Source organism: Capnocytophaga sp. HP1101, assembly GCF_054772415.1.
This window is the reverse complement of sequence record NZ_BPUU01000003.1, coordinates 237,153-260,455: the sequence shown is the minus strand read 5'-3', so window position 1 is coordinate 260,455 and position 23,303 is coordinate 237,153. Positions and strand designations below refer to the sequence as shown.

32 protein-coding genes are annotated in these 23,303 nt (G+C 39.0%); 2 read left to right on the top strand and 30 right to left on the bottom strand.

What is annotated here, in order from left to right:
* Nucleotides 1-178 precede the first annotated feature (178 nt).
* From RCZ04_RS02240 to RCZ04_RS02125, 24 genes are all read right to left on the bottom strand, one after another.
* On the bottom strand, nt 179-664 hold the full coding sequence (locus tag RCZ04_RS02240) for a hypothetical protein (RefSeq protein WP_460484314.1): 486 nt from the start codon (nt 662-664) through the stop codon (nt 179-181).
* Between the two features lie 68 nt (nt 665-732).
* Nucleotides 733-1,185 carry a hypothetical protein gene (locus RCZ04_RS02235; protein WP_460484313.1) on the bottom strand — a complete coding sequence of 151 codons (453 nt, stop codon included), beginning with the start codon at nt 1,183-1,185 and terminating at the stop codon, nt 733-735.
* Between the two features lie 16 nt (nt 1,186-1,201).
* Entirely contained in the window at nt 1,202-1,606 is a 405-nt protein-coding gene (locus RCZ04_RS02230) for a hypothetical protein (RefSeq protein ID WP_460484312.1), read from the bottom strand.
* Nucleotides 1,606-1,986 (bottom strand): hypothetical protein, encoded by a 381-nt coding sequence (locus RCZ04_RS02225; RefSeq protein WP_460484311.1) that lies wholly within the window; start codon nt 1,984-1,986, stop codon nt 1,606-1,608. Before RCZ04_RS02225 ends, RCZ04_RS02230 begins: the two co-directional genes overlap by 1 nt.
* A gap of 1 nt (nt 1,987) precedes the next feature.
* Complete coding sequence (locus RCZ04_RS02220) at nt 1,988-2,308, bottom strand: hypothetical protein (protein ID WP_460484310.1); 321 nt, start codon at nt 2,306-2,308, stop codon at nt 1,988-1,990.
* Complete coding sequence (locus RCZ04_RS02215; protein ID WP_460484308.1) at nt 2,305-2,613, bottom strand: DUF6706 family protein; 309 nt, start codon at nt 2,611-2,613, stop codon at nt 2,305-2,307. The genes RCZ04_RS02220 and RCZ04_RS02215 overlap by 4 nt, the downstream gene beginning before the upstream one ends.
* Nucleotide 2,614: 1 nt before the next feature.
* Nucleotides 2,615-3,688 carry a hypothetical protein gene (locus RCZ04_RS02210; RefSeq protein WP_460484307.1) on the bottom strand — a complete coding sequence of 358 codons (1,074 nt, stop codon included), beginning with the start codon at nt 3,686-3,688 and terminating at the stop codon, nt 2,615-2,617.
* A gap of 15 nt (nt 3,689-3,703) precedes the next feature.
* The gene (locus RCZ04_RS02205) at nt 3,704-4,279 is read right to left on the bottom strand and encodes a head fiber protein (protein WP_460484305.1); all 576 of its coding nucleotides are present in this window, start codon (nt 4,277-4,279) and stop codon (nt 3,704-3,706) included.
* 25 nt (nt 4,280-4,304) lie between these two features.
* A complete protein-coding gene (locus tag RCZ04_RS02200; RefSeq protein ID WP_460484304.1) occupies nt 4,305-4,997 on the bottom strand; it encodes a hypothetical protein in 693 nt (230 codons plus the stop codon).
* A gap of 277 nt (nt 4,998-5,274) precedes the next feature.
* Nucleotides 5,275-6,831: a hypothetical protein gene (locus tag RCZ04_RS02195; RefSeq protein ID WP_460484303.1), complete on the bottom strand. Its 1,557-nt coding sequence runs from the start codon at nt 6,829-6,831 to the stop codon at nt 5,275-5,277.
* 5 nt (nt 6,832-6,836) lie between these two features.
* Nucleotides 6,837-8,225, bottom strand: coding sequence for a phage portal protein (locus tag RCZ04_RS02190; RefSeq protein ID WP_460484302.1), 1,389 nt, complete (start codon nt 8,223-8,225; stop codon nt 6,837-6,839).
* A 5-nt stretch (nt 8,226-8,230) separates the two neighbouring features.
* Nucleotides 8,231-8,566, bottom strand: a complete 336-nt coding sequence (locus RCZ04_RS02185) for a hypothetical protein (RefSeq protein WP_460484301.1) — start codon at nt 8,564-8,566, stop codon at nt 8,231-8,233.
* On the bottom strand, nt 8,550-8,846 hold the full coding sequence (locus RCZ04_RS02180; protein ID WP_460484300.1) for a hypothetical protein: 297 nt from the start codon (nt 8,844-8,846) through the stop codon (nt 8,550-8,552). Before RCZ04_RS02180 ends, RCZ04_RS02185 begins: the two co-directional genes overlap by 17 nt.
* A 32-nt stretch (nt 8,847-8,878) precedes the next feature.
* Nucleotides 8,879-12,808 carry a hypothetical protein gene (locus RCZ04_RS02175; RefSeq protein ID WP_460484299.1) on the bottom strand — a complete coding sequence of 1,310 codons (3,930 nt, stop codon included), beginning with the start codon at nt 12,806-12,808 and terminating at the stop codon, nt 8,879-8,881.
* An 18-nt stretch (nt 12,809-12,826) separates the two neighbouring features.
* Nucleotides 12,827-13,618 carry a hypothetical protein gene (locus tag RCZ04_RS02170; RefSeq protein ID WP_460484298.1) on the bottom strand — a complete coding sequence of 264 codons (792 nt, stop codon included), beginning with the start codon at nt 13,616-13,618 and terminating at the stop codon, nt 12,827-12,829.
* Nucleotides 13,618-14,793, bottom strand: coding sequence for a PBSX family phage terminase large subunit (locus RCZ04_RS02165; protein WP_460484297.1), 1,176 nt, complete (start codon nt 14,791-14,793; stop codon nt 13,618-13,620). The genes RCZ04_RS02170 and RCZ04_RS02165 overlap by 1 nt, the downstream gene beginning before the upstream one ends.
* Nucleotides 14,771-15,211, bottom strand: coding sequence for a hypothetical protein (locus RCZ04_RS02160; RefSeq protein WP_460484296.1), 441 nt, complete (start codon nt 15,209-15,211; stop codon nt 14,771-14,773). The genes RCZ04_RS02165 and RCZ04_RS02160 overlap by 23 nt, the downstream gene beginning before the upstream one ends.
* Nucleotides 15,212-15,234: 23 nt before the next feature.
* Nucleotides 15,235-15,939, bottom strand: coding sequence for a ParB N-terminal domain-containing protein (locus tag RCZ04_RS02155; RefSeq protein WP_460484294.1), 705 nt, complete (start codon nt 15,937-15,939; stop codon nt 15,235-15,237).
* Nucleotides 15,917-16,606: a phosphoadenosine phosphosulfate reductase domain-containing protein gene (locus RCZ04_RS02150; protein WP_460484293.1), complete on the bottom strand. Its 690-nt coding sequence runs from the start codon at nt 16,604-16,606 to the stop codon at nt 15,917-15,919. The genes RCZ04_RS02155 and RCZ04_RS02150 overlap by 23 nt, the downstream gene beginning before the upstream one ends.
* Before the next feature lie 13 nt (nt 16,607-16,619).
* Nucleotides 16,620-16,754 carry a hypothetical protein gene (locus tag RCZ04_RS02145; RefSeq protein WP_460484292.1) on the bottom strand — a complete coding sequence of 45 codons (135 nt, stop codon included), beginning with the start codon at nt 16,752-16,754 and terminating at the stop codon, nt 16,620-16,622.
* An 88-nt stretch (nt 16,755-16,842) separates the two neighbouring features.
* Nucleotides 16,843-17,316 carry a hypothetical protein gene (locus tag RCZ04_RS02140; RefSeq protein WP_460484291.1) on the bottom strand — a complete coding sequence of 158 codons (474 nt, stop codon included), beginning with the start codon at nt 17,314-17,316 and terminating at the stop codon, nt 16,843-16,845.
* A gap of 259 nt (nt 17,317-17,575) precedes the next feature.
* Entirely contained in the window at nt 17,576-18,352 is a 777-nt protein-coding gene (locus tag RCZ04_RS02135; protein WP_460484290.1) for a phage antirepressor KilAC domain-containing protein, read from the bottom strand.
* 2 nt (nt 18,353-18,354) lie between these two features.
* Nucleotides 18,355-18,681, bottom strand: a complete 327-nt coding sequence (locus RCZ04_RS02130; RefSeq protein WP_460484289.1) for a hypothetical protein — start codon at nt 18,679-18,681, stop codon at nt 18,355-18,357.
* A gap of 227 nt (nt 18,682-18,908) precedes the next feature.
* Nucleotides 18,909-19,217, bottom strand: coding sequence for an SH3 beta-barrel fold-containing protein (locus RCZ04_RS02125; RefSeq protein WP_460484288.1), 309 nt, complete (start codon nt 19,215-19,217; stop codon nt 18,909-18,911).
* Between the two features lie 173 nt (nt 19,218-19,390).
* On the opposite strand from RCZ04_RS02125, the gene RCZ04_RS02120 reads away from it, so the two are divergent.
* Together RCZ04_RS02120 and RCZ04_RS02115 are read left to right on the top strand one after the other, a co-directional pair.
* Nucleotides 19,391-19,588: a hypothetical protein gene (locus tag RCZ04_RS02120; protein WP_460484287.1), complete on the top strand. Its 198-nt coding sequence runs from the start codon at nt 19,391-19,393 to the stop codon at nt 19,586-19,588.
* Between the two features lie 7 nt (nt 19,589-19,595).
* Nucleotides 19,596-20,342 carry a P63C domain-containing protein gene (locus RCZ04_RS02115; RefSeq protein ID WP_460484286.1) on the top strand — a complete coding sequence of 249 codons (747 nt, stop codon included), beginning with the start codon at nt 19,596-19,598 and terminating at the stop codon, nt 20,340-20,342.
* A gap of 249 nt (nt 20,343-20,591) precedes the next feature.
* Here the strand turns inward: RCZ04_RS02115 and RCZ04_RS02110 are convergent, their stop codons facing one another.
* The 6 genes from RCZ04_RS02110 to RCZ04_RS02085 all read right to left on the bottom strand — a co-directional run bounded on the left by RCZ04_RS02110 (nt 20,592) and on the right by RCZ04_RS02085 (nt 23,288).
* On the bottom strand, nt 20,592-20,852 hold the full coding sequence (locus RCZ04_RS02110; protein WP_460484285.1) for a hypothetical protein: 261 nt from the start codon (nt 20,850-20,852) through the stop codon (nt 20,592-20,594).
* A 17-nt stretch (nt 20,853-20,869) separates the two neighbouring features.
* Nucleotides 20,870-21,202, bottom strand: coding sequence for a VRR-NUC domain-containing protein (locus tag RCZ04_RS02105; protein WP_460484284.1), 333 nt, complete (start codon nt 21,200-21,202; stop codon nt 20,870-20,872).
* A 224-nt stretch (nt 21,203-21,426) separates the two neighbouring features.
* A complete protein-coding gene (locus tag RCZ04_RS02100) occupies nt 21,427-21,627 on the bottom strand; it encodes a hypothetical protein (RefSeq protein WP_460484283.1) in 201 nt (66 codons plus the stop codon).
* On the bottom strand, nt 21,624-21,974 hold the full coding sequence (locus RCZ04_RS02095) for a hypothetical protein (RefSeq protein ID WP_460484282.1): 351 nt from the start codon (nt 21,972-21,974) through the stop codon (nt 21,624-21,626). The genes RCZ04_RS02100 and RCZ04_RS02095 overlap by 4 nt, the downstream gene beginning before the upstream one ends.
* Before the next feature lie 113 nt (nt 21,975-22,087).
* Nucleotides 22,088-22,402, bottom strand: coding sequence for a hypothetical protein (locus RCZ04_RS02090; protein WP_460484280.1), 315 nt, complete (start codon nt 22,400-22,402; stop codon nt 22,088-22,090).
* Between the two features lie 430 nt (nt 22,403-22,832).
* On the bottom strand, nt 22,833-23,288 hold the full coding sequence (locus tag RCZ04_RS02085) for a hypothetical protein (protein ID WP_460484278.1): 456 nt from the start codon (nt 23,286-23,288) through the stop codon (nt 22,833-22,835).
* Between the last annotated feature and the right edge of the window lie 15 nt (nt 23,289-23,303).

Genomic DNA, 23,303 nt, shown 5'->3' with positions numbered 1-23,303 from the left:
TTGTCTAATTCTTTGTTATATTCGGGGCTTTTGTCTGTTATAACCTCTCCTTTCCCTTTTTCTTCAGTAGAATAATATTCAGGTATTACGCTATTGTAGAGCATAATATTAGCAAAGGATATTTCATACAAAGCCTCATTAAATGTTACATTAGGATATTGTTTTAAAAATCCACCGACTATTGCCCAGACGCTGTCGTTTCGCTCACTTTCCTTGTCGGTTTCAGCAGATTTGCCTCGTGTAGGAAAGTGATAAGCATAAAAAAATCGGTGGTCTGCATTTTGCCAAGTTGCTGAATGAATATCGTCCCCACTTCTTGTATGCTTAGTGTATATAGCAATGTATTGGTGAGTTTTTTCAGTTGCTTTTTACGACTTTTAATTATACCTTTGAGCCGTTGCCACAGTGTTTTTTGTGGGTTGGGAGCTCCAAGTATCATAATAGCAAGGGCACGTGCGATATGTTTGCCATACACCGATTTTTGGAATGCTTTACCTAATGCTTTTTCTCGACTCAATTCTTCCATTGGTATATGGGCAATTTCTTGCGATACGAGTATAAGGGTTGCAATGGTAGGTTGTGGTACTTTATAGGTTGTGCCTGCTATCTCAATAGGCGTAGCGATTTGCAATATCGTTTGAGCTGTTTTTTCTTGAATATCCACGTTCTTAAAATTAAAAGATGAAAGGTAAAAGGTAATAGTAGAAAGCTAATTACCTTTTACCTAAATTATTATCCATTATACTCTTTGAGCATTTTGCCTGTTTTAGGCTTGAGAGCGTTGGCAGTGTATTTGATTTTACCCCCTACCTCGCTATCCCACGTTCTTACAGACGAAACACTTGTTTTGTCCATAATAAATCCTTTTGCGCTACTATTCTCAGGGGAGAGACGAAAAGCGTACTGTTTAAGGATAATCCCGTCTTCATCGGGAATTGGCACTACAAGGTCATCTGTTTCATAAATCTCAAACTCAAGTTTGTACTTACTTGCGTTTTTACGGGTGGCTATTACTTCTCCACCCTCAATTTTAGCTTCTTTGGTGTCGCCTTCTTCTGTTTCCAACTTGGTAGAGTTTTCAACAGGTGTAGGCATTGCTTTCCAAGTTGGTGAAGCGGGTAATTCTCCATTTACCAACTCCACATATTCTATTTTGGGTTTCCCCCAACTAAGTATATTTGCCATAATGTTTTGTTTTTTTTTAATTATTAATACTGAAACGCTTATAGAGGATTTGGGCATTGACGAGGTTTTCGGTATTGCTTTCCTCAAAGCTGTTAATGGTTTGTTCTTGCACAAAAAGATATTCATCGGGGGTGCGTTGCACAAGTTTTGTCATAAACTCCTCAATTTCCAAAATACGCGCAATATTCTTCACATTCTTTTGTGTTCCTATATTGATTTTAGGTACATAGAAATTGATATTTACTTTACCCTCTTGTACATCGTGATTGAGACCTGTAAGGTAGCCAATTACACAATCTTCCTTATTGGAATTGTGCGGGCGTGTGCCTTGCAGATACACATCACCTTTGATAAATCTTTTTATTTCGTCCTTGAATATATCAAAAACGTCTTTTTCGATTTGTGTACCTCCTTTTTTCATTACGAATAGAGTTTTGTTAAGATGTTTTTAGCCATTAGCTCGGCAGATGAGAGCACATTAAACCCTTTAGCTTCTACATAAGCAGCATAATTCATTCCTGCAACCACTATAAGCACCAAATCTTTAGGGTACTGGGCTTTTACTTCTTCAATGAGATTTTGGTTAAGGGTTGAAATTCTGCTTTTAGATTTTTCAGAACCATTTAATAGCACTACATAACCTACAGAGGAGCGAAGGTTGCCCGTCCTGTCGGTGTATGCCCCATTATCTCGTGCTTCTCTGATACATCGTTCGCCTACCTCAATGAATTTGTTTATAGCCTCATTGATATACTTTTCTCGAATTTCTCCAAGCCGTATGTTTAAGCGTCCTTGTATCATTTTATACAGTGATTTTGGTTCTACCTACTAAATCGGCGTGCTCAATACTTTGTACTTCAAACTCTCCTAACACCTCATTTTTATTATTAATAAGGCGTACCCTTTTGGCACTGAATACATACAAACCATAATCAAACCACACTGTAAAGGAGCTTTGTGTAAAGGTACTATCTTTAAATACGCCTCTTTGATTGAGAGTATTAGCTACAATGTGGCAAGGTATAGGTTCACTCCATTCAGCCACCCCTGCTTGAGGTATGCCGTCTATGAGACCTCCTCCTGTTATGGTTTGCACTTGTATTGTGCCGTTGTCTAATATCATAAAAATATTACTCTGGGTTTCTTAGAGAGTTCATCTTTAAGTCCTAACCGCTTACATTCGTTGCCATAGAAAGCGATAATATCATCTTTGCTGGCTCGTGATATACTTGTACCGCCCTCAGATATTGAGGAGGGGTGTAAGAGTATTTGAGGTATGAACTGAATGAAAGCGATGTACAATTTCTTCTGCTCTTCGCTTTTGGCTTCACCTTCTAAATCGGGGATATTAAAATCTAAAAGGTCAGCCTCAGTGAGTGAGAGCCCCAAAGAGGCAAACCTTTGACGGAAATAATCCTTTTTAGTCATATTATCCCATTTTAGAAGTGTCAATCACTGCCATACGTTGTGGTGTGGTGATGTTTGGTATCCACTCACAACCATACTCAACAAAACGACCTTCCTCTGTACGGCTGGTAGTGATGAAATGACCACCCTCTAATACAGTATAGGTTTTGTTAGGTACTCGGTCAGTAAGTTCATAAGGCTGATGCCACATCATCTTACCAATCTTGGCAGTAGGGAGCAACGCAATGCGCTCATCGGCAAAAATGTTGGTGCTTGTACCGTCTTCTTTTACTACGTAGTCTTCTACGATACGGAGAGGAGGCAATCCAATACCTGTAAGTAATTGGTTTGCCATTGCTTCGGTAATAATACCGCCAGCCACACCTATTTGTGCGTTACCCAATACCATTTTGTAGGTATTTTTGAACTCATCAGAGGCTACAATGCGCTTGTTGAAAGTGCTACGAGTCATTTCCATAAGTGCAAAAGTGCCTACTTTAGCACGTGTTTCATCAACTATCTTTTGTAAGTAGGCAATGAAATTAGGTTTTTCAGCGGTTGTAGGGTTAAACTTCATCACAGGGAGTTCCATTTCTAAGAGGGCGATACCGTCCTTGTTGTCGTCCAATTTTACTTCGCCCTTTCCTGTGGAGATAAGTTGCCCCACTACATAATCCATACGCTTGTGAGGCGCAAGGGTGCATTGACGAATATCATCAGCAAGGTAGTTGATAATTTCGGTGAGTACAGCAGGTTGTCCTACCCCTGCTTGGTTGTACTTGTCAATGAGTTGTTGCACGATACTAAGGCGTTCGTTGTCCATTTGGAACGAGTTACCTAAATCAGCTACCTCACCCATACCACTACCGAGTGTTTTGCGCTCACGAATAGGCTTGTTTGAGTTCTTATCAATGATAGACCCCATTACCACACCTGTAACCGTACCGATGTAGGTTTTGAATAAACGCGATTTGGTTTCCTCAAAATCTAAATAACGCTTCCACACGATAGTATCAAGGGTAGTTTGCATTACCCTATCAATTACCGCTTTGATGATGTAAGGGCTGTTAAAGAGTTTTTCTAATGTTAAAATCATAGTGTTTGTGTGTTTTTAGATGAACATAAAACGAGCTCCGAGAGTTTCTTTGTCCTTGTCGGATACGGGAGCGTAGAGCTTTTCGGTTTGGATTTCATAAGCCTGACCGAGAGCGGTAACAGTTGCGCCTGCTTCTTTCTTCACACGTGCATAGTTAAGAAAGTTAGCAGGGTTTTTGACTTCCTTACCTGTAGCGTCTTTGGCTTCAAAAAGAGTGTCGCCTGCTTTCACGCCCGCAATAGTGGCGGATAGGGTAAGGGTGTCGTAATCGGCATTGGTAGTGTCGATAGCTGAAATGGTTGCGCCTGCTGTACCATTTCCTAAGTGCATACCGACTTTGACGAGGCTGCCTTTGCGGATTTTGAGAGTGGTGGCACTGATGTTTTCAGACGCCTTTATGCTCTTTGCGACTTTGGCGGTGCGGGTTTTAAAGTCAATGGCGAGGGGAGCGAGGGGTGGAATAAATTGGCCGTCGGCAATATCCTCATCATTGATGTTAAAACCTCCTGCCAAGCGGTAGCCTGTTTTTACATTGTAGAGTTCTTTTTCTACTTCTTGACCTTTGAGATCGTACTTAATTCCTGCTGGCATTTTACTAATGATTAATTGTTAATAATTAATGATTAGCAGCAACTCTTTGAGCTTCTGCTATTTCTTTTGTTCCTTGCTCAATTTGTTTAGCAAGGGCTTCTTCCTCTTTTAGAGGATTGTCGGGGGTGTCAGGGGCTTTAGAGTAAGAAAACCCTAATGAAGCAAGTTCTTGTTTTTGCTTTTCAAAGCCATTGCTTACTTCGACAGTAAGAGCTTCAACGGCAGTATTGTCGGCAAAATCACGCCCAGCGAGTGCTGGTGTGTAGTAGCTTTCAGGAATGTTTTTCTCTTTCATTGCCCTGACGAATTGTTCTTTAAGGGTTTCGGAGGTTCTGCCTCTTTTGAACTCTGTAAAACTGTCTTGCAGTGCATTCAATTTTTCGAGCACAGCATTGATTTCGGAGTTAGGTTGATTGTTGCCCCCCTGTGTAGGTTGCGCACCATCGGCAGGTTCTTTACCCTTTTCAAACTTAGCTTTCCAATCTTCGGCTTCTTTCTTGTATTTTTCACTTTCAGTCTTGAAAGCATTTACCCGACTATCAGCAAATGACTGGAATTGCTTTAACATTGGTTCAGCCCCAGCAATAGCTGGTTCTAATTGATTTTCTTCAGTTACGAAAATGCTTAAATTAGTAGCGACTCCTTCAAGCACTTGCGCGCTCAACCCTAATGCTGCATACTTAGTTTTGAGTGATTGTAAGATTTTTTCTTTAAACATAAAATATTGATTTTTAGTATTATTATTTTATATTGCAAAGGTAAGGGGGATTTGTGTAGGTTGTATAGGTGAAGTTTGTCAAAAATTTAGCATATTTTTGAATAGTCATTTTTTAATGTTTTTTTGGTGATTTAAAAATATTGTTGTACCTTTGCAACGCAAAAGGGCTTAAATGAACTTTTGAAGGGCAATGCCCGCCAGAGCGTAATAGCGGTATAGTATCCCGAAGCTCATTAACTACCTTGAATGTGCATAAATTTAGGGTAGTTTTTTTATTTTAGAAAAAGCCTCTTACTAACTTTCTGTGTTTTCCTACATTAAAATCTTTATAAGATATTTCTAATATATCATTGTTCTTGTTTATTAGTATCATATTACCGAGTTTTTTGTTTTTTCTCTTCAATTCTTCAATAGACTGTATAAACAAATCTGTATTACCTTTCTCTAATTGCAATACAACATTATCCGCTTGTAAAAAACCCTTCTCAATATCTGCTTTTAAAGTTCCTATTTTTTTAGTTGTGCTGTGTTTAAAATCAGCAACTACTAATTTGTTTTTGAAATCTACAATAGCGTCTGCGCTACTCACATTGTCATATTCAGGTAGTAGGGCAACTGATTTCCCTTTGTCATTCAGTGCTTTTGCCATTGCTAATGTATTCTTTAGATTTTCTCCTTTGCCCTTGTGTAAGTCAAACATTACTGTTTTTGCGCCATTAATTTCATTGTGAAAGATTGTTTTCGCTCTGTTATCGTCTATGATTTCCTGTAATAACTTTTGCTTATCGGCGTTGTGCTTTATCTTCTTTAAATGCTCAACAATCACAGGTGAGAAAGGTTCAAAAGATACATAAGTATTTCTACTAAAAGGTTGTATGGCTTGTATAACCTTTTGCGAAACACCCTTACTTTGGCTATCCACTCCCCACAGGAACATCGGCATACTCTTAGCGTTGGTTATTCTATCTTCGTTATTCGCTATCCACTGGGTAAGTTCGTGGTTTATTGTGAGCCCCTTACCTTTGAGGTCGCTTTTAAAAATAGGTATCATATAACAACGGCAATTAGGGTGGTTACCTACCCAAACGAAGCTCTTAGGGTATATACCTTTCATCATATCGCATATTTCACATCCGTGAGGGTGCTTGCTTCGCTTGATTTCGTACCCTGCTACGCTGTCCATTGCTTGCCAGCGTTCTATATCGGCGGTGCGATAGGCAATATTAACCTCAGTACGTACAAGTCGCTCAGCGTTCTTATAGGCTGAACGATACACCCCCTGCCCACTGCGATACTCTTTAGCTTTTTGTGATAATTGTAACACTCCATTTTTGTCGCGGTATCGGCGAAAGAGGTCGTTAGGGTTATTGAGGTATTTTTTAAGTGTGGTTGCAACCTGATGAGCGGGAGTACCGTCGGAAATAGCAAGGTCAAGTGCCATTTCTATTTCAGTACGGTATTGCTTGGTTAAGTTCCATACCCTATCGGATAAGAGGCGTTTTTTCTCAGTGAGGATGATGTTTTGCAAGGTTGCCCTGTCTTTGTTTGTAGCTTCGCTGAATATATCTTTGAATTTATTTTTTGATATATTGTAATGTTTGTCAATATAATAATTTGTTCGATGAGTGAAGGAATGATTGAACCTATCAAAAAGGGCATTTATTTTCTTGTTGAGTACTGGATATAGTTCAAAAGAAAACAATCCCTTTTTGACGGTTTCTAATGTGAAGTATAACGCTACCATTTTGAGCACCTCGTCGAATAGTTTGAGAGCTTTAGCAACGTCTTTTTCAGCCTGATTTTGGTGATATTCATTCCACTGTTCAAAGTTCATATTTGCTAATTATTAAATATGTCTTTTCCTTTTTCTTTTTCGATTTGTGAGATTTCTTCATCTACGCGGTCGGTGATACCTGCCAAAATAACACCCTCTTTGAGAGAGGCGACTCCCCCTTGTACAGCACTAACTGCGTCGGCTATTTTTTCAGTAAGACTGTCAATCATATAAGGAACAATCTCGATATTAACCTGTGTTTTTTTAGCAACATCTGCATACTTAGGCATTAGGCTTACAATTGCGGATAATAGAAAATTAATGCGGCGTTGCAAGAACTCTTCGACCGTCTCAGCGTGGTTACTCACTGCCATATGTGTACCCATAAACATAAACTTAAATGCCTTCCCGCTGAGTGCATTTCCAATACCTTGCAAAGCCTCAAAGGTGATTTGCGGGGTGTTGGTAAGAGCATAACAACGTGAGGTAAGGTTGTCAAACTCTAATTTAGCCATATCGGGAGATTGTTGCCAAGTAAGGTAAGACACTTGAGCATCATTCTCAAGCTGGATTATCTCGCTTCCTGTTCCTTTGTTGCGTGTGCCTACGACTTCGCCTGAAGCTACTAATTTGGGATAGAAATTGTAGTCAAGGCAATCGGCAAAGTTTGATAGGAGTAACTCAAGGCGATTACGGAGGGTACGTATTTTGTCGCAAAGGGGTCGCTCGCGTTTCATATAGATTACGGGTATTTTAGAAAATCCGTGTTTGTACTGCTCTTTTTGTTCTCCATTGATGTAAATAGTTACATTTTGGTTATCAATGACCATTAAACGGGTGGAGGTTATACCTTTGCTATCGGTTTTGTCGTACTCACGTGAAAAGGCGATGAGGTCTCCGTAGTCGTCGTAGTAAGGGTATAGGGTGTCTCCACGAAAGGGAGACCATATCATTGATTTAAGGCGGTAGGTAGGGTTAGAGTCATTATTCTTTGTTGGTTTTACATACCAATACTCAGCTACTTCACACTCGGCAAACCACGAGCGTACAATGCGTTTGTTATCGTATTGCAGTTTGTTACGCTGATGAATGTCTGTAAGAAGTTTTACTAATTCTTCCTGCTCTTTGTTATCGGTATTTGCTGTGATTTTAGGAGGCATTCCAACAGTGAAAGCGGTGTGTATATTGACGATGTCCTGTTCTAAGGGTAGAGCAAGGCGGTTCACCTCTTCATCGTGAAATTTTGCGGGGGTGCGAATAGAGCCGTCTTTATTGTAGGTTGCTTCTTGAGTGAGTACTTTACGCTTTGGGCGGAGTTCGGGGTTTAAAATATCGTGTTGGGTATAGTCCCAATCTTTAAGTAAAAGATTTTTTTCAGGGCGTTTTGCGGGATATTTTTTGAGTTGCGCAATACGCTCAGATACCGGTAATGCAAGTAATTCTTGTAAGGTCATAGCTATTAAGGTTTAGATGTTAGGTATTTTTTGAATTGCCATATTTTTCTTGTATTGAGGTATACTAAGTTTCCTTGATTGCTGTATGCCTCACATTCAAAGACAATATTGCGGTATGCTTTTTGCCAATTGCGGTAGCAAATGAGCTTTACAAGGAAATCAATTGCATACCAAACAAAGAAAGGTAATATAAGTAGCTCCAATTGCTGGCGCAAGTGAATGCGTTCGTGATTGATAAGCACTTTATCGTACTTATCACTGCCGTTACGTACGAATATGAAAGGATATAGGGTGATTGCCCTATACCCTTTTGGTACGATGAAATTACTTACTCTTACCATTTTCCTTTTCTGTTTTTCCGTCAAGAATGGCGGCGCAAGTTTGCTGAATGTGTTTGTAGAGGTCAATATCCGATACTTGGAAATTGGAATTTTGGACATTGAAGTCGTGGGCGGTAACCGTGCCTTGCAAATAGGGGTAGTTGCCGTTTTTTTCGTTGGTAACTGAAAACGCTACTGCTATGGGATTAGCGTCGTTTTCACTTTCATAAGAGTACATTATTGTTACTCCTTGCACAGTTTCTTGTGCGGTAATGCGGGTTGTTTTTTGAATGATTTGCATAATGTTTATATTTGTTTTATAGTTATTTAATTTTATATTTGTAAACTCATAATGGTATAACGGTCGTGTGCAAAGCGTAATATAACAGCATCTCCCCCGCCCATTTCTAAATAGCCATAATCACCACCGAAAGCATTGCCGTTATTATCTATTAGTATTCCTCTTGAACTGCCAACTAATCTTATCTTTCTACCTCCAACGAAAGGCTCTAATGATATATGTAGTTCAAAAGTACAATGATATACAGATTGTCCACTGTTTCTTGTAACTGGTGTCATTCCTAAATAAGAGAGTTTCTGTTCTATTTGTGTCCAAGAAGGTAGATATATATTTGTATTCCCTGAGCCTATTATATTCCCAAACATAAAATGATGACAGAACCCTATATTGTCAATAATAACATTAGAATAAGCTGTTCCTAAGAATCCATAATCAAAATTAGCGTGAGCTCCAAAACTTACAGTATCACCATTAATTGTCATAGCACGATTATTGTCATATCTACTGAGGTCTATAAAGTCAGTTGGGTGAGGAGGTACATATATATCAACCCCAATAAATTTTGAAGCATCTCCTATTGTCTTTGGTTTTTTAGGTTTCCTATATAGAGCCATAAGAGATTTTGTAGCGGTATATGTGTTTCCTGCAACGCCCCCAAAATATGCATTAATATCGTTATCGTCTTCTCTGTATATTAATCCATCTCCTGTATACGCACTCCCGCTTATTACCTTATTTTCCTTCTCATTCCAATTTTCTGTATATATAGAACCTCTCATCTTTAATCTACCTGTAATTTCTCCTCCTTCCGCTTTTATCTTTTTAGTAATCATTGTTCCATCTTCTTGTACTAAAAAAGCCGATTGTCTACGTCTTTCTTCGGCTTGTTGTGGGGTTTCTATAGGTTGGGTTTTATCGGGTTCTCCTGCCCAAAAGCGTATGCTATCATTAGTTGCCCCTACTCCTGTAATGCCTGCTTTTGTACCTTGAGTATTACCAACTATGAGAGTTCCTGTAGCTACTACATTACCAGCTATTTGTGTGTCGCTAAAGATTTGCGTTTTGTTTTCAAGTTTCTGAATTCGGTCATTTGAATTTTTGATATTCTGCTTTTCAGCTTCGATGAGTGCTTTTGCGTTGTTGATAGCGGTTTTAAGGTCGGTTTGAATATCTGCCATTTTGTTTTCGAGGTCTTCAGGTGCAGGAGACCAATCAGTGGGTTTGTTGCCTCGTTCGAGTTTAATCCATTCTATGGTGCTATCTACAATAACCGTATGAATGGCAGTATATATTTCTATTTTTGTGTTATTAGCAGTATATCCATTCATTGTCAATGTCCAGTTGAATGTAGACTGATAAACACCATTCCCTTTATTTTCTAAGTTGGTTAAATGAACATACCCATTACTATTATGAACTGAAAACCCTACCTTTCCTACTCCTAATTGCCCTTTAAGTGTAAGTGTTACAGTTTCCCCCTCTTTTAAATCAGTAGTAATATCATAAGCAGCAATGAGATAACTATTGTTTGTTATTTTTCTGCCACTATTGCGCAATAAATTTCTTCCGCCTATATTCAATTCATTCACTTTTTGTTGTGCGAATGTTTTAGCTTCTTGTAACTTCTGTTGAAGTTGCAATATTTGTCGTTGTTCGGCTTCGGTAATTTTGCCGTCAGCGGCTGCTATGGCCTGTGTTTTAGTGAGTTCTGCTTGTGCTCGTGCGTATGCTTCGGTAGCAGTTTTAGCGGTTTCAACCTTGCCGTCAGAATATTGTTTAAGTTTATTCTCCAACGATTGCAAATCAGGATTAATAATCTGTTTTATCTCGGTTTTGTTGCCGTCAGTGATTTGTAGGTTTGCTTTGATGTTTATCCTATCGTCTAAAAGCTCGATGTACTGCTGGCCATTACCCGATGTGATTTTGTCGGTTTTGAGCTGTCCGCCAGTGATTTCGGTAAATCCGTTAAGTTTGGCAATACCTCGCTCGTTGTCGTATTCGGAATTGACAGTAGCGTATAGAAAATGATAATAACCCGCTTCTTGTTCTATTTCAATGGTGTTTTCGGATAGGATAAACTCGCCTACTTCATCGTTTTTGCTGGCTTTGATATAGAGATAGTAGGTTTTGCTTTTGTCGTCTAATCGCCCTGATACAAAGGCGGAGATATTCCAATATTTATAGTCGCCTGATGAGTGTGAGGGTGCTATATTGGTTGTTCCAATGGTGTAATGTTTGAGCCAACCGCTGCCCGCGTGTATTTGCTTAGTATTTTTGTCAAAATACAACGTGTGAGGAGCTTTGATAGGGTTTGCCTTGCTTACTACGAAATCGAACTGAGTAGCTTTGTTGCCTACGAGTAACATCATTGTTTGGACGGTTACGGGTAGTATGCTTTTGGTGTATTCGGGGAAGGCTTCCTCGATTTGCTTAATGGTTTCTTGAGCGTCGCGCCAACGGCGTTTGGTGAATGAGAGTGCGCGGCGGTTTAGTTCTCCAAAATATACTTCTTGATTTTGAATTTTGCGTATTTCGGTGGCGAAGGACTGACCTTGTACTTTGTTGGAAAGCTCTATTTGTGGGCTGTAGGGGTTGTTCACGTACTCTTTGAGTCCTACGATACGAATGGGTACGGGGGTGCGCTGAAATTCGTTGTCTGAAAAATTGATATAAGCCCCCATTTTGAGGCGTCCCCCTACGTTTGCCCATTTCTTTTTTGCCCATATGCCGTCAAGGTCGCCCGTGAATGTGAATAGGTCAGCACGATTTTCATAGAGATATTTGCAAGCCTCTTTCATCATCTCCCAACTTGCGCCTGACTTGGTGGCGTTGTCGCTGATGTAGGCGTTAGGCATTTGCATATTGTATACGGAATATTCATCACCTATTGATGGTTTGAATATATCGTTAGGCATAGTAACGCCGTCTTCATCTTTGGGGACGAGGGCAAAACGTTTTTGGGTGTGGTCATAGGTCGATACTTCAAACTCACGCCCTGATAGCATACCGCTTTCAAAGTATATAATCATCTTTTCGCCTTTGATTTGGAGGTCGGAGAAGTTTAGGGCTTGCGGTATGGTGGTGTCGGTAATATCGTAAAAGTTTTTAGCTTTATCTACTTCAAAGATTTGCGACACTGTTCCTTTGCGTTTGGGGTAGATGTGAGAGAGGTCAAGGCTTTGTTCGTTTACAAACCCTGCGTTATCAGCGTTCTTGATTGCTATAGATAACCCCTTGTCATCTGAAAGGAATGTTACGCCCTCATATACGTACTCTTGTGATTTAGGCAGTAATAATTCTTTATTGCCGTACTTGGAGCGGTCGATATTGCGGTCGCCCCCTTGCACGTATAGGCGTGTAATGCGTGATTGCTCATTGTTGCGTGTTACGCCCGTTTTGAAGCCTTTGCCTTTGCCGTATTGAAGTGGTAGGGGATTGTCTTTAAAATATTCTACCTTGTGGAGGTGAATGGTTTTTCCGATGATTTCGTATTCGGTTTCAAAGGCTTTGGCGACCATATCCAACGCTTCTAAGCAGTTGTTATGGTTGTAGCTGATGATTTTTTCGTTTGCTTCTATGCAATTACCAACCTGCCACCCGCTATCTATCATATTGAGACAATCGACAAGGATTTGCACGTGGTAGCGTGGTGAGGCTGTGAATGGGAATTTGAGGGTTTTATCGTTGGGGTTTCGGAATTTGAAATTCTTAAGGTTTGCGCCCTCGCTGTCCATAGTGAGGGTGTACTCAAAGTTGCGTGAGTTGTGTTTGGTGATTTTGGCGGGGGTGTTGAGGGTGTAGCGTTCGCCTTGAAACTCACACCACGCGCCTGTGGGTATATCGGTATAGGTGGAGAGTGAGAAATACAAATTAAGGGTGTGCTCGCCCATTATAGAGCGGTAGCGGTAGCTCTCATCAGTGGGGAGTATATCGAGGTGAGTGGTGTTAAAATGAATTTGCATAGCTTTAGTATTTAGTTGTTAGACAATCATTAGTTGTAAATCGAACTTGCACCATATTAAGGGGCTATCAATATATAGTTCTGTTATTTTACCGTCCTTATAAATACAAGTGTATTTCTTGTTGTTGTATTTGAGGGTTCGTGCGTTGGGGCGTACCAAATCATAAAGTAAGGCGTAATACCCTTTGAAAAAATCAGCAATCGGCAATTGCATAAAGCATTTGAGGGTTGCCACACGCTCCTGAAATACGATGGGTGCATTAGTCGCTATTAGTCCGCTCATAGTGCTATTTTGGGCGGTGTAGGGTGTTTTGGCGTTGCCTGCTGTGATGATTTCTTGCGCTGTACCCTCTAAGAGCGTAATGCCGTACTGGGTTAGGTTTTTGCCGTCAATGTAGGTTTCTACGTTGTAAGCGGTGAGGGCTGGGGGTTGGTAGGTGTATTTTTGTAACGGATTATCATCGGAAAGGCGAATATCGGCTACTATATAATTGCCGTTGGTCTGTACTTTATTAAGTCCTACGAGGCGGAGCTTGTAGGTGCGTTGTAGCTGCTTAAAGGTATAATCGGCATACGCATTAGCGGTAAGGAGGGTTACGAGCTGGCTGTATTTGCTTTCAGGCAGTAATAGCTGTAGGGTGAGTTCCTTTGCTGATAGTTGAGGGCTGTCAAGGTCGTACTCTGTACCGTTTTCCTCTGCCCAATCGCTTTTGTTGGGTACTTTCAGAGCAGGGTATGAGAGTAGGCTGGCGATTGAGCCTTCCACGAGTTGCGCGTTTAGCGTGATTATGTCAATGTTGTTGATTCTCATTAGTAAAATATACCTGTTAAGTCTTTCGGTTTGCGGTTGCGCCCTAAGATTGTTTCTAAGAATACGTATCGGGTGGCATCGATAGCGTGGTTAAAAGCGTCAATCGGAATGTTCAAGAATGTGCCGTTCTTATCTTGTGCGTAGGTGTAGTTCTTAAACTCCTTGATGATGTTTTCACTTCGGCGGGTGATACATATTTCATACTCTAACATTTTGGTTATGCCCTCCATTACTGAGCCTTGCCCTTTGGTTACGGCTATGATGTTATAACCAGCGTTCTTTATCTCTTTCACAAGGCGAGGGTCGGCACTTTCGGAAATGATTTTGTAGGTGCGGTGGGTGCGGAGGGCTTCGATGATGTCGCTGGTGAGCATTTGAGTGCGATAGCATACCTCATCTATATATACCTTGTTATCCAAAAAAGCAACCTCCACGATAGCGGTAGGGTCGTGTGTAAAACCAAAGTCAAGCCCGACAAAGCGTTTTTTTGCCCATATTGGGATTTCGTCTACAAGGGTTACTTTTTCAAAAATAAGCCCCTCAATCATCGCTTGCTGTCCCAGTCCGTAGACTTGCCATAGTGATTTGTTTTTGTGCTGTAGGCTCTCAATCTCATCAATAATAGTTTGTTCTAAAAAAGGGTTATCCTTATAGGTGGATATGAAATGATAGGTACGGCTGTCCTTATTCAACTCGCAAAGCCAGTGGTCATCAGAGAAGGAGGGGTTATAATCGACAATGGCGAATTGAGTAGTACGCATTTTAAGCTGTTGAAACTCGATAAACTTGAGCTCGTTGGCTTCGTTCACGTACAATATATCCCGCTTACGCCCCCTTAACTTCTGTTCGCTATCGGTGGAAAAGAACTCTACCCACGAGCCGTTAGGAAAGGTATATATCATTTCGGACTTGTTCAGGCAGGCTTCATCAAAGGCGTTCATCTTATAGAGTATCTCCTTAAAGTCGATAAATACCGAGCCTTTGAGAGCTGGCAAAGTAGCACGGACGATAGAAAGGCGGGTGCGAGGGTGGGTGAGGCAGTAGATAATGAGCCAAATGAGGATAGTATACGTTTTGGCACTACGGCTTGAACCTTGTGCGGACACGGTTGTAAACCCTTGTTTGATTGCTTCATCTATCTTTAAGTATATTTTAGAGCACTGAATTGTCTTCATCGTTTCGTACTTGTTCTCTTTTGTCGATTATCTCAATGGAAATGCCTTGAGAGAGGGGGTTGCCAGCGGTGGTTACATCTATATTCTCACCAAAGCCCTCTTTGCGCCCTAATGTACTCATTAGGTAGCGTACCATTTGCCCATCGGGGCGTTCTTCCCAGCCTACGATTTTCTTGTTTTCGTCTAAGATAGGAATGCCGCGTGCCAGTACGCGTGAGGTAGCGATACATTCGTCTAATATCTTACCGCGCTGGTCGTCAATCACATCTTGGAAGTCGGTGTCGCTTTTGCCCCATTCGTATACAGTTTTTCGGTTCACATTGAAAGCCTTTGCTATTGTGGATATATTACCGCCTGCTTTTTCGGCTATTTCAGTGAATTTTTTGAGTGTTGGTTTTTTGCAGTTTTTGACTTTCATAGTGATTGTTACTTTTGGGGTGTTTATTCTATCATATTAAGGACGGTTTCACCTTTGGCAAAACGTTCGTCGGGGTCTATTCCTATAATCTCACAGAAAGCAGATTTTGCTTCGTAAGATGAAAAGGATAGGGTAATAAAAGCGTCTTCGTTCTTTTGTTTCTCAATGGCTTTTTCTTTTACTTGCTGTTTCATTTGTTTGACTTGTTCCTTTTTATCCTCGTAGGTAGGCAGTTCTTTTGCTTCTACTTGCGGGATTATAAGGTCGTCAAAGGTTTCTACTTCGGGGTAGTAGTTGTTATCATCAATAACGAAATGAGAAAGTTCGTTTATATCGTAGTCGCTTAATCCTATATCGGTATAGTCTATATCGTTGATGTATTCAGCTACAAGGGAATAATCGGCATGTGTGTTACCAAGAGCTTCGTAGGTGAGTTGTTCCTTTTCTGTTTTTTCGTCAAATTCTACAGCTTCTACTTTTACTTGGTAATCAGTTTCGGGAGTGCCGTTGTACTTGTAGTATATATCCATTGCTTTCATACGCCTATGCCCATCGATGAGGTTGCCAGTGGTTTTGTTCCATTTGATACCTCCGTTAAAGCCTACTTTTTTAAGGTTGGCGAGTTGGTTTTTTATTTCCTTATCGGTATGCTTTTTGGGGTTGTAGGGGTTTAGGTTGATTTGAGAGCGGTTTATGGTAATGGTTTCAGATTGTTTTAGCTGTTTCATAGTCGTATTCGTATAGTTTGCGTTCTACTAAGGGGAACTCGGTTATTATCTTTTTCAGGTCGGAGGGGTAGTTGTGGCGTAGGAATAGCAAATAATGCAGGTCGGTTATATCTGTGCCTGATGATTGGCTATTGGCATACTTTTCAGGTGTGATGAGTTTTTCAGCTTTGATATAATCTATTATATCACTATTCTTGTAGGTAGAAAGGGGATATACTTTTTTGTTCTTTTCATTGATAGCCTCATTTTCGTAGGTGCGCAACATTACACGCCTATTCATACTATCGGATTGCTTAAAGCCGAATGCTGCCCATTCTATGCTTGTTTTTTCTCTTATCTTTTCGGTAAGGTCGGCAAGGGTGTAGGTGCGTTGTTTTTCGTTTTGGGTGTGCCCTAAGTGTCCTGTTTTGATGTATGAGAATACAGAGGAATGAGGTATCTGAATGATTTGCGCTTTTGGGTACTTTTTATTGATGTAGTGCATATATCGTGCTATGTGGTCGAGGTCTTTCACTACGTACATAAATACGCATACTACCTTTTCAAAGTGAGGGTATAGCAAGTTTAGCAAGGCGATACTGTCCTTACCACTCATTGAGTGAAATAGTATCACCTTGCTGGTTTTCTGAGCGATTTGCTCAATGACTTGCTGGGCACGGTTAAGCATAGACTAAAAAAGATTACTTAGCAAAAGAGGCATACAATCTTTGGTTTGTTCTACCATAAGATGAAAGTTTTGCCATTTCATAGTCTTTTTTCGTCTTATAGACTGTTCGTTTACCGTCCGTGTAGCGTACTGCATAAGGTTCTCCCATAATTGAAAAGTATTAAATATTAAACAATAAAAAAAGGTCTGCAAGCTGTTATACTTACAGACCTTTTTAGGCTTGTGATTTGTGGCTATTATAAGCCCTCGTGGCTAACGACTTTACTAATTACAAGTGCAAAGAAAGCAGGTATTTCGTCTAAGTCTTTACCCTCAAACTGTTGCCACTCGTTATCGTAGTCGTGAAAATCAAAGTTTTTAGCTAAAAACTCTATATCGTCTTTAACCATCGAACAAGTGGTAATGCCATCAAGTTCTACTACCAAATTCCACGTTTTGTTATAGTTGGTGAAAAAGATGTGCCTAATATCGTCTCTATAGACTTTATCAAACTCTAATACGCCATTTTCGTCGATACCTTGAAAGTCGGGTTCTTTGAGTTTTTCTTGATATTCTTTGTACTTTTCTTGGTCAATAAACATTGATAGGTATTTATCGGAAAAGGTGCGCATTTCTACTTTTTTAGTGCCTTTGAGAATATCAAGGGCGTTTTCTTTTTTCATTATGAGGTGATACGCCTCAGCTGGTTTGCCGTTTACTTGTATGGTCATATTGTTTTAGTTTTTTTGTGTTAAAATATGCTTTTAGTCTGTAAGTATAACAATAAATCAAAGTACTTGCTTGAATGTGTTTACATTCATTGCAAAGGTACGGTGATTATTGCTATATAGTGCCTTTTGACTTTGTCAAAAGTTTGACATTTTTTTGACGGGTAGCACCCGCAAGCGTTTTAGGGTGTTTTTTATGGTTATTTTGGTAATAAATCCCTCGTGGTTGAGGGCTCTATTTGTCAAATTAAAAATAATAATGTTAAGTGAATAGGGTATGCTGTGCATTGGTTTGTAAGTTCTTTAAAAACTTGTTCACAAAATACACTTGGCCGCGACCCGTCACTTTAGGTGTGATGGTGGTGTGCATTACCCCACCACTGCCTGAGCGTGTACCTTTCTTGAGTTCAAAAAGGCCTTGCTCTATGTATTTCTGATTAGGGATATTGTAATACTCGCCTCGTGTACCTAAGTAATGATTTTCTCTCAACCACTTAAATAGCCTCTTTTCGCCTATCTCATAGCCTTTTTGAGTGATAAGTTTTGCCAATTCACCAATAAGGCAGGACGATTGAGAGCCTATAACAGTGTCAGCAAACAATACCTTGGGGGCTTGTGCTACTAATTGTGCTTGTTGAGCCTCGTTCTCGGCTTGTAGACGTTCTTTTTCTTCTACCTCGATGAGTAACGACTGCAACGCCTCTTTGTAGGTTTTAGGTAAGGCGGGGGAGGTGCTTTGAGCCTCTAACTCAGCCCAACGGCGATTAACCTTAATACGCAACTCGGTGCTGTAACCTGTCATTAAGTCAAAGGTCTGAATTTTGGTGAGACGGTATTCTCGGTAAGTTTGCCCATTCTGTGGGTGGGTGTAGGGGGTCTGCCCAATTTTGGGCATACCCATATTTTCGTAATTTTCATTGAGATTTTCACAATCTCTTAATACGTGGCGGTGCTCTTTACCTGTTAGTTCAGCAATCTCACGGCTTGACATTGTTGCCTCGCCGTTGGCGTTTGGGATAAAATTCATTAACTCTTTCATAGTTACGCACATTTTTGAGTTAATAATTCGTCACAAACTAAGGTAACGCTTTGAAAATACTCACTATCTTCAGGCAGCAACCCTACTAACATTTCAAAGAGTGCCATTACTTTATTGACTTGATTGAGCAAATAAGTAGTGGGCTCATCTTCACTAATGCCGTCGTGAAGTGTTTCGAGTGTATCTCTTAATACTTCTGTTAGGTGCTTTAACTTGTAATCTAACAAGTTATCAGCGGGTTTAATTGACCGCAAAAGGTTTGCGAATCTTTGATTTTGCACAGCGTTACTGTTATTCACGCTTTGTGCTTGGTTTTGGTATTTGAACATTTGTTATAAATTTAACGGTGTGAGTAGGTGCTGTTCAAATACCACGATAATCGTTTTATTTGCTATACATTACTATATAGCTACACCCTCACACCGTGAGTTATTGATTTTTATTATTATCTAATTAAATAGGTATAAAATACCTACGTGATATTTGAACGTTGCAAAGGTACAACAATTTTTTGAAAGTGCAAATTTTTTAAGCACTTTTTTTTGATTTTTTTTTACTACATTGGCAGGATATTGAACTTGTAAAATGAACGCCATTCACCTTTGACGGTATCAAAATAGGTAAATAGATTTTCATTAGGTTTGCGGTGGCTTGTAGTAGGAGGAGTGTTAGCGAGCGTGCCAAAAGCCTGCCTAATTTCGCCATTTATCTTTTTATAGTGAAACTCTACAATGGAAGTTTTCATTTTTGCTTTGAGTTTGATATTTGCCCACGCTTTTTTAAGGCATTCGCTGAATGAAAGTCCAGTTTGTCGTGCAAATTGCCAAGCCAGCGTAAAAACGTTCTTTTTATCGGTGTTTTTCATTTTTGATATTGTTTTAAATTAATTATTACTTATTGTTTGACGGTGCAAAGGTAATTACATTTATAATAACACGCAAATATTTTGTGTTAAATTTTTGTTAAATGTAATTACATAGGTATTTTTATTAGATATTACTTATTATCTTTGCGCCGTTAATCATAAAGGAATATATTATGGCACGTGTTAAAGACAAAGTTTTTCAGATAAGAGCTTCAGAAACTTTTTTGAACCTCCTCAAAGAATTAGCAGACAAAAAAGGAATGTCGCAAGCGAACCTTATTGAGTACCTTGTACGCAAGGAGGCTGATAGTATGAAGCTGAAAGAACAGTTTCAGCAGGAAGAAGCAAAAGAAGGGGGAGAAATAAATTAGTTTTAATATGGAAAATAATCATAACATATCTCACGAAGGTATTTTAAATTTAGGAGGTATTTCTATACCTTGTTATGTGCTTCAAGACGGTACGAGGGTATTGTCAGGACGCGGTCTGCAAGAGGCTTTAAAAATGGTTGATGAGTCAGAAGACGGTAAGCAAACTGCAGGGACACGATTGAGCCGATATTTGAACCAAAAAAGCCTTAAACCTTTCATTTACAAAGACAAGGAGCCGGACCACTTTAATCCTATAATTTGCTATAAAGGTACTCAAAAAATCAATGGGTATGAGGCTACTATTTTAGCCGATATTTGTGAGGCCTTTCTTGAAGCACGTAAATCTATTGTGCTTTCTCCTCGCCAAAGGATTATCGCTGACCAGTGTGAAATTCTTATTAGAGGGTTTGCAAGGGTGGGTATTACAGCTCTTGTTGATGAGGCTACTGGATACCAATATGAAAGAGAGCGAGACGCTTTGCAGTCTATTTTAAAAGCATACATAAATGAGGAGCTTTTAAAGTGGCAAAAGTTATTTCCAGATGTTTTTTATTATGAAATATTTCGATTAAACAATTGGGACTACACTGTTAAAGGTATTCAAAAGAGACCTGGTGTAATAGGAAAATGGACAAATGAGCTTATATACAAGCAACTACCCAAAGGCGTATTAGAAGAATTGAAAAGTAAAACCCCTAAAAGTGCAGAAGGTAATTATACAGCTCGTTTCTTTCAGAGTTTAACACTGATATAGGACACCCCGCTTTGACTGCCCAAATCTATAAAGTTATTGGTTTAATGAACATTTCTAATAATTGGAATGAATTTAAGAGTAACTTTAATAGAATGGTTAATAGAAAGAATGGTCAAACTGAAATAGATTTTGACAGCGTGGAAAATGATGTGTAAAGTCTTTTAATAAAAACTACCGCCTCCAACATTCGTTAGGGGCGGTAGAAAAACCAAATGAAAAATAAATTAAATATATCAAGAAAAAGAGACACTATTCACAACGCTGGATAAGGTCGGACTCTATTTGCTTAAACATCTTGTTATATCCTATGTTTTTGCTCAAAGAGGTGTGGCGTTTGATACAGTAGGATACGTGAGAGCGGGACATATTTAGATACTCTGCTATATCTCCTTGTGAGACTATATCGTGCTTTATAGCAAGTCCGCAGAAGTATTTTAAATTCCAAGTCCTATCTTTAAAGTCTTTTCCTGTTACTTTTTCAATAGATTGTTTTATTTCTTCTAAAATCATATCTTTATAAATTAAGGTTATACATTTTCTTCTATTACTTTTACAAACTCCTCAAATGTGTAACACACCGCGTAGGCGTGCCCTAATGCGGCTACTTTCTTTTGAAAGTCCTTTTGATTGTCGGTTTGTCGGTTGCCTTTAACTTTCATCTCGATATATAGACTCTTACCTTGTGGGAGCATTACTACCAAATCAGCCACCCCTGCCAGTACACCCTCCGATTTTAGGCGTTGCGCTTCACGAACGTTTCGACTGCCACCGTTAGGAACGGCGTAAATAATGAGGTGCGGATATTGGTATCTGAACCAACGCACACAGGAGGATTGAAGTGTACTTTCTTGGAGTTTCATTTTTTATGTTTAAATCTATGCTGCAAAGGTACAAAACATATTAAATAATTCCTAATATTTTTTGTTGTAACTTTTTGATAGTGAGTACTTTGATTGCCGTTTTGTTAAGTAAAAAAGACTAAACAAAAATACTAACAAAAAGGCAAACGCCTGAATATCAAAACGCCTAAAAACAAAAAAGACGAACAAAAGCCCGTCTTATTGGTAAAAATATTTTGTTATATTTATAACTTTTCTATTTTTCTGAGTTTTTCGAGATAGAAATCCTTAATTCGTTGATAATCTACTTCAGTGAACTTGTTGTCTCGCAATCGCAATCGCTTGTGTGTCGCTGCCGATACGCTCTTCTGTATGGCACGTGCTACCTTGCTGTCGGATAATTCCAATTGCTGAATGATATATATTGTTTTGTCGTGTGGTGTCATAATTGTTCTTGTGTTATCATATTAGTACTGTACCATTCCCACGCTTCATCTAAGAATTGTGTTTCTGATATTTTGGGGGCTAACTCCCCTCCTGTTATCTTTACATTGTTCTGAAGTATTATAAGGTTAAAATTCTCTACATCAGTGTATGCATATAACTTCTGAGGTTTATGCACTAATTCATCGTTAAGTGCTACTTGTTGTGTACGCTCTCTAATTACCAATATCAGAGATAAGTAGAGAGGTGAGTAGATAAAATGAAATTTATTAGGTAAATGCTCAGGCTCTGGTTGTAATGCCAATAAGAATTTAGGCATTTTGAATTCGAAAAGTTTGTTTTTGTCCATATTATTTTGTATTTTTGCACCCTCATTTCTAAGGGTTTTTAAATCGTTAGAATTGTTTTAATTTTACAAGTAAGCCCCTAACACTACATTAGGGGCTTTTATTTTGCAATTACTTAGTATAAGTATTCGTAGATGCGTTCGTTTATTGCTTCTTCAAAGTCTTTTAATTCGAACTCATAATCTTCATCGTGAGTTATCTTACCATTAAGAGCTTTAACAATGATATTAGCTAATTCTTCACCGAAGTACGCTTTATTAACCCAGCCTTTGGATTTCCAAGTGCCATAACCTGACCATTGTTTATCAACCTCTATAGTGTAAGGTTCTAATGCTACGATTTGAGATGCTAAATCATCTACAATAGGTCTTAATTCACTTACTGAATAATCACCTTTTCTTTCTGCTAATTTGTTGAATAAATCTTTCATTTTCTTTGAATTTTTAAATTGTTAATAATTGTTCTTGCTTTAATTTTACGGTACAAAGATACGGCAACAATTTTAATTACGCAAGTATTTTGCTTATTTTTTTTTCATTTATTTTGTTATATCTGTAACAAACATGTGTAACCTCTATATAATCAATACTTTATAAATGATATTTTTTTGCAAAAAAAAGAGACAAAGAACTAAAAAAATGTTTTTGCCTCTCGTTTTTGTTGTTAATCTGTATCTATTATTATGCCTATTGCTAACACAGTTAATGGTAACCAAATTAAAATTAGTCCACCTCTTGGAGGACTCCCCCATTCTCTGAAATCAAATTCTGCTGAAATAAAAGCGAACATCAGATACAATAATACGAATATCACTATTGGTGCTATTATACACGCTAATAGTTTGTTTTTCCTATTCTTCATTAGTCAAATCTTTTAATGTTATTACCAAATTCCTTATGTACTTCTATTAGCTTCATCACCAGTCCTTCACGTGCTTTATCGTATTTCTTTGCGAAATAGCTAAACGTGTGCCCCTCCTTAATATCCAAGTGATAGAATGCACATTGCGTACCGATGTTAATATCCTTGAATGTTATCTTGTATCCACGTGCTCTGAACCAAGCGAGGGTGTCGTCCCAAGTGGGGAGAGAAATACATTTCTTATCTCTATTAAAGTTTTCTTCTTTAAATGCAGACATATAAAAATGTAAATATCCTTGAGCCTCTCCCTCATCATAGTAACTATTTGTTTCTATCGTAACATCAAAATCATTTTCGTAATAATGAAATAATGTAGGTTCATTAAACCCTATTCCTTTAAGTTCTTGGGCTATCTCTAAGGGGACAAGCCAAGTGGGGTATTTTTGTGTGCTCATTTTCTTTGTGATTTA

Coding starts and splice junctions, on each gene's coding strand:
- RCZ04_RS02235 (WP_460484313.1), bottom strand. CDS start 1,185: ATGGCAAATATACTTAGTTGGGGGAAACCCAAAATAGAATATGTGGAG.
- RCZ04_RS02230 (WP_460484312.1), bottom strand. CDS start 1,606: ATGAAAAAAGGAGGTACACAAATCGAAAAAGACGTTTTTGATATATTC.
- RCZ04_RS02225 (WP_460484311.1), bottom strand. CDS start 1,986: ATGATACAAGGACGCTTAAACATACGGCTTGGAGAAATTCGAGAAAAG.
- RCZ04_RS02220 (WP_460484310.1), bottom strand. CDS start 2,308: ATGATATTAGACAACGGCACAATACAAGTGCAAACCATAACAGGAGGA.
- RCZ04_RS02215 (WP_460484308.1), bottom strand. CDS start 2,613: ATGACTAAAAAGGATTATTTCCGTCAAAGGTTTGCCTCTTTGGGGCTC.
- RCZ04_RS02210 (WP_460484307.1), bottom strand. CDS start 3,688: ATGATTTTAACATTAGAAAAACTCTTTAACAGCCCTTACATCATCAAA.
- RCZ04_RS02205 (WP_460484305.1), bottom strand. CDS start 4,279: ATGCCAGCAGGAATTAAGTACGATCTCAAAGGTCAAGAAGTAGAAAAA.
- RCZ04_RS02200 (WP_460484304.1), bottom strand. CDS start 4,997: ATGTTTAAAGAAAAAATCTTACAATCACTCAAAACTAAGTATGCAGCA.
- RCZ04_RS02195 (WP_460484303.1), bottom strand. CDS start 6,831: ATGAACTTTGAACAGTGGAATGAATATCACCAAAATCAGGCTGAAAAA.
- RCZ04_RS02190 (WP_460484302.1), bottom strand. CDS start 8,225: ATGACCTTACAAGAATTACTTGCATTACCGGTATCTGAGCGTATTGCG.
- RCZ04_RS02185 (WP_460484301.1), bottom strand. CDS start 8,566: ATGGTAAGAGTAAGTAATTTCATCGTACCAAAAGGGTATAGGGCAATC.
- RCZ04_RS02180 (WP_460484300.1), bottom strand. CDS start 8,846: ATGCAAATCATTCAAAAAACAACCCGCATTACCGCACAAGAAACTGTG.
- RCZ04_RS02175 (WP_460484299.1), bottom strand. CDS start 12,808: ATGCAAATTCATTTTAACACCACTCACCTCGATATACTCCCCACTGAT.
- RCZ04_RS02170 (WP_460484298.1), bottom strand. CDS start 13,618: ATGAGAATCAACAACATTGACATAATCACGCTAAACGCGCAACTCGTG.
- RCZ04_RS02165 (WP_460484297.1), bottom strand. CDS start 14,793: ATGAAGACAATTCAGTGCTCTAAAATATACTTAAAGATAGATGAAGCA.
- RCZ04_RS02160 (WP_460484296.1), bottom strand. CDS start 15,211: ATGAAAGTCAAAAACTGCAAAAAACCAACACTCAAAAAATTCACTGAA.
- RCZ04_RS02155 (WP_460484294.1), bottom strand. CDS start 15,939: ATGAAACAGCTAAAACAATCTGAAACCATTACCATAAACCGCTCTCAA.
- RCZ04_RS02150 (WP_460484293.1), bottom strand. CDS start 16,606: ATGCTTAACCGTGCCCAGCAAGTCATTGAGCAAATCGCTCAGAAAACC.
- RCZ04_RS02145 (WP_460484292.1), bottom strand. CDS start 16,754: ATGGGAGAACCTTATGCAGTACGCTACACGGACGGTAAACGAACAGTC.
- RCZ04_RS02140 (WP_460484291.1), bottom strand. CDS start 17,316: ATGACCATACAAGTAAACGGCAAACCAGCTGAGGCGTATCACCTCATA.
- RCZ04_RS02135 (WP_460484290.1), bottom strand. CDS start 18,352: ATGAAAGAGTTAATGAATTTTATCCCAAACGCCAACGGCGAGGCAACA.
- RCZ04_RS02130 (WP_460484289.1), bottom strand. CDS start 18,681: ATGTTCAAATACCAAAACCAAGCACAAAGCGTGAATAACAGTAACGCT.
- RCZ04_RS02125 (WP_460484288.1), bottom strand. CDS start 19,217: ATGAAAAACACCGATAAAAAGAACGTTTTTACGCTGGCTTGGCAATTT.
- RCZ04_RS02120 (WP_460484287.1), top strand. CDS start 19,391: ATGGCACGTGTTAAAGACAAAGTTTTTCAGATAAGAGCTTCAGAAACT.
- RCZ04_RS02115 (WP_460484286.1), top strand. CDS start 19,596: ATGGAAAATAATCATAACATATCTCACGAAGGTATTTTAAATTTAGGA.
- RCZ04_RS02110 (WP_460484285.1), bottom strand. CDS start 20,852: ATGATTTTAGAAGAAATAAAACAATCTATTGAAAAAGTAACAGGAAAA.
- RCZ04_RS02105 (WP_460484284.1), bottom strand. CDS start 21,202: ATGAAACTCCAAGAAAGTACACTTCAATCCTCCTGTGTGCGTTGGTTC.
- RCZ04_RS02100 (WP_460484283.1), bottom strand. CDS start 21,627: ATGACACCACACGACAAAACAATATATATCATTCAGCAATTGGAATTA.
- RCZ04_RS02095 (WP_460484282.1), bottom strand. CDS start 21,974: ATGGACAAAAACAAACTTTTCGAATTCAAAATGCCTAAATTCTTATTG.
- RCZ04_RS02090 (WP_460484280.1), bottom strand. CDS start 22,402: ATGAAAGATTTATTCAACAAATTAGCAGAAAGAAAAGGTGATTATTCA.
- RCZ04_RS02085 (WP_460484278.1), bottom strand. CDS start 23,288: ATGAGCACACAAAAATACCCCACTTGGCTTGTCCCCTTAGAGATAGCC.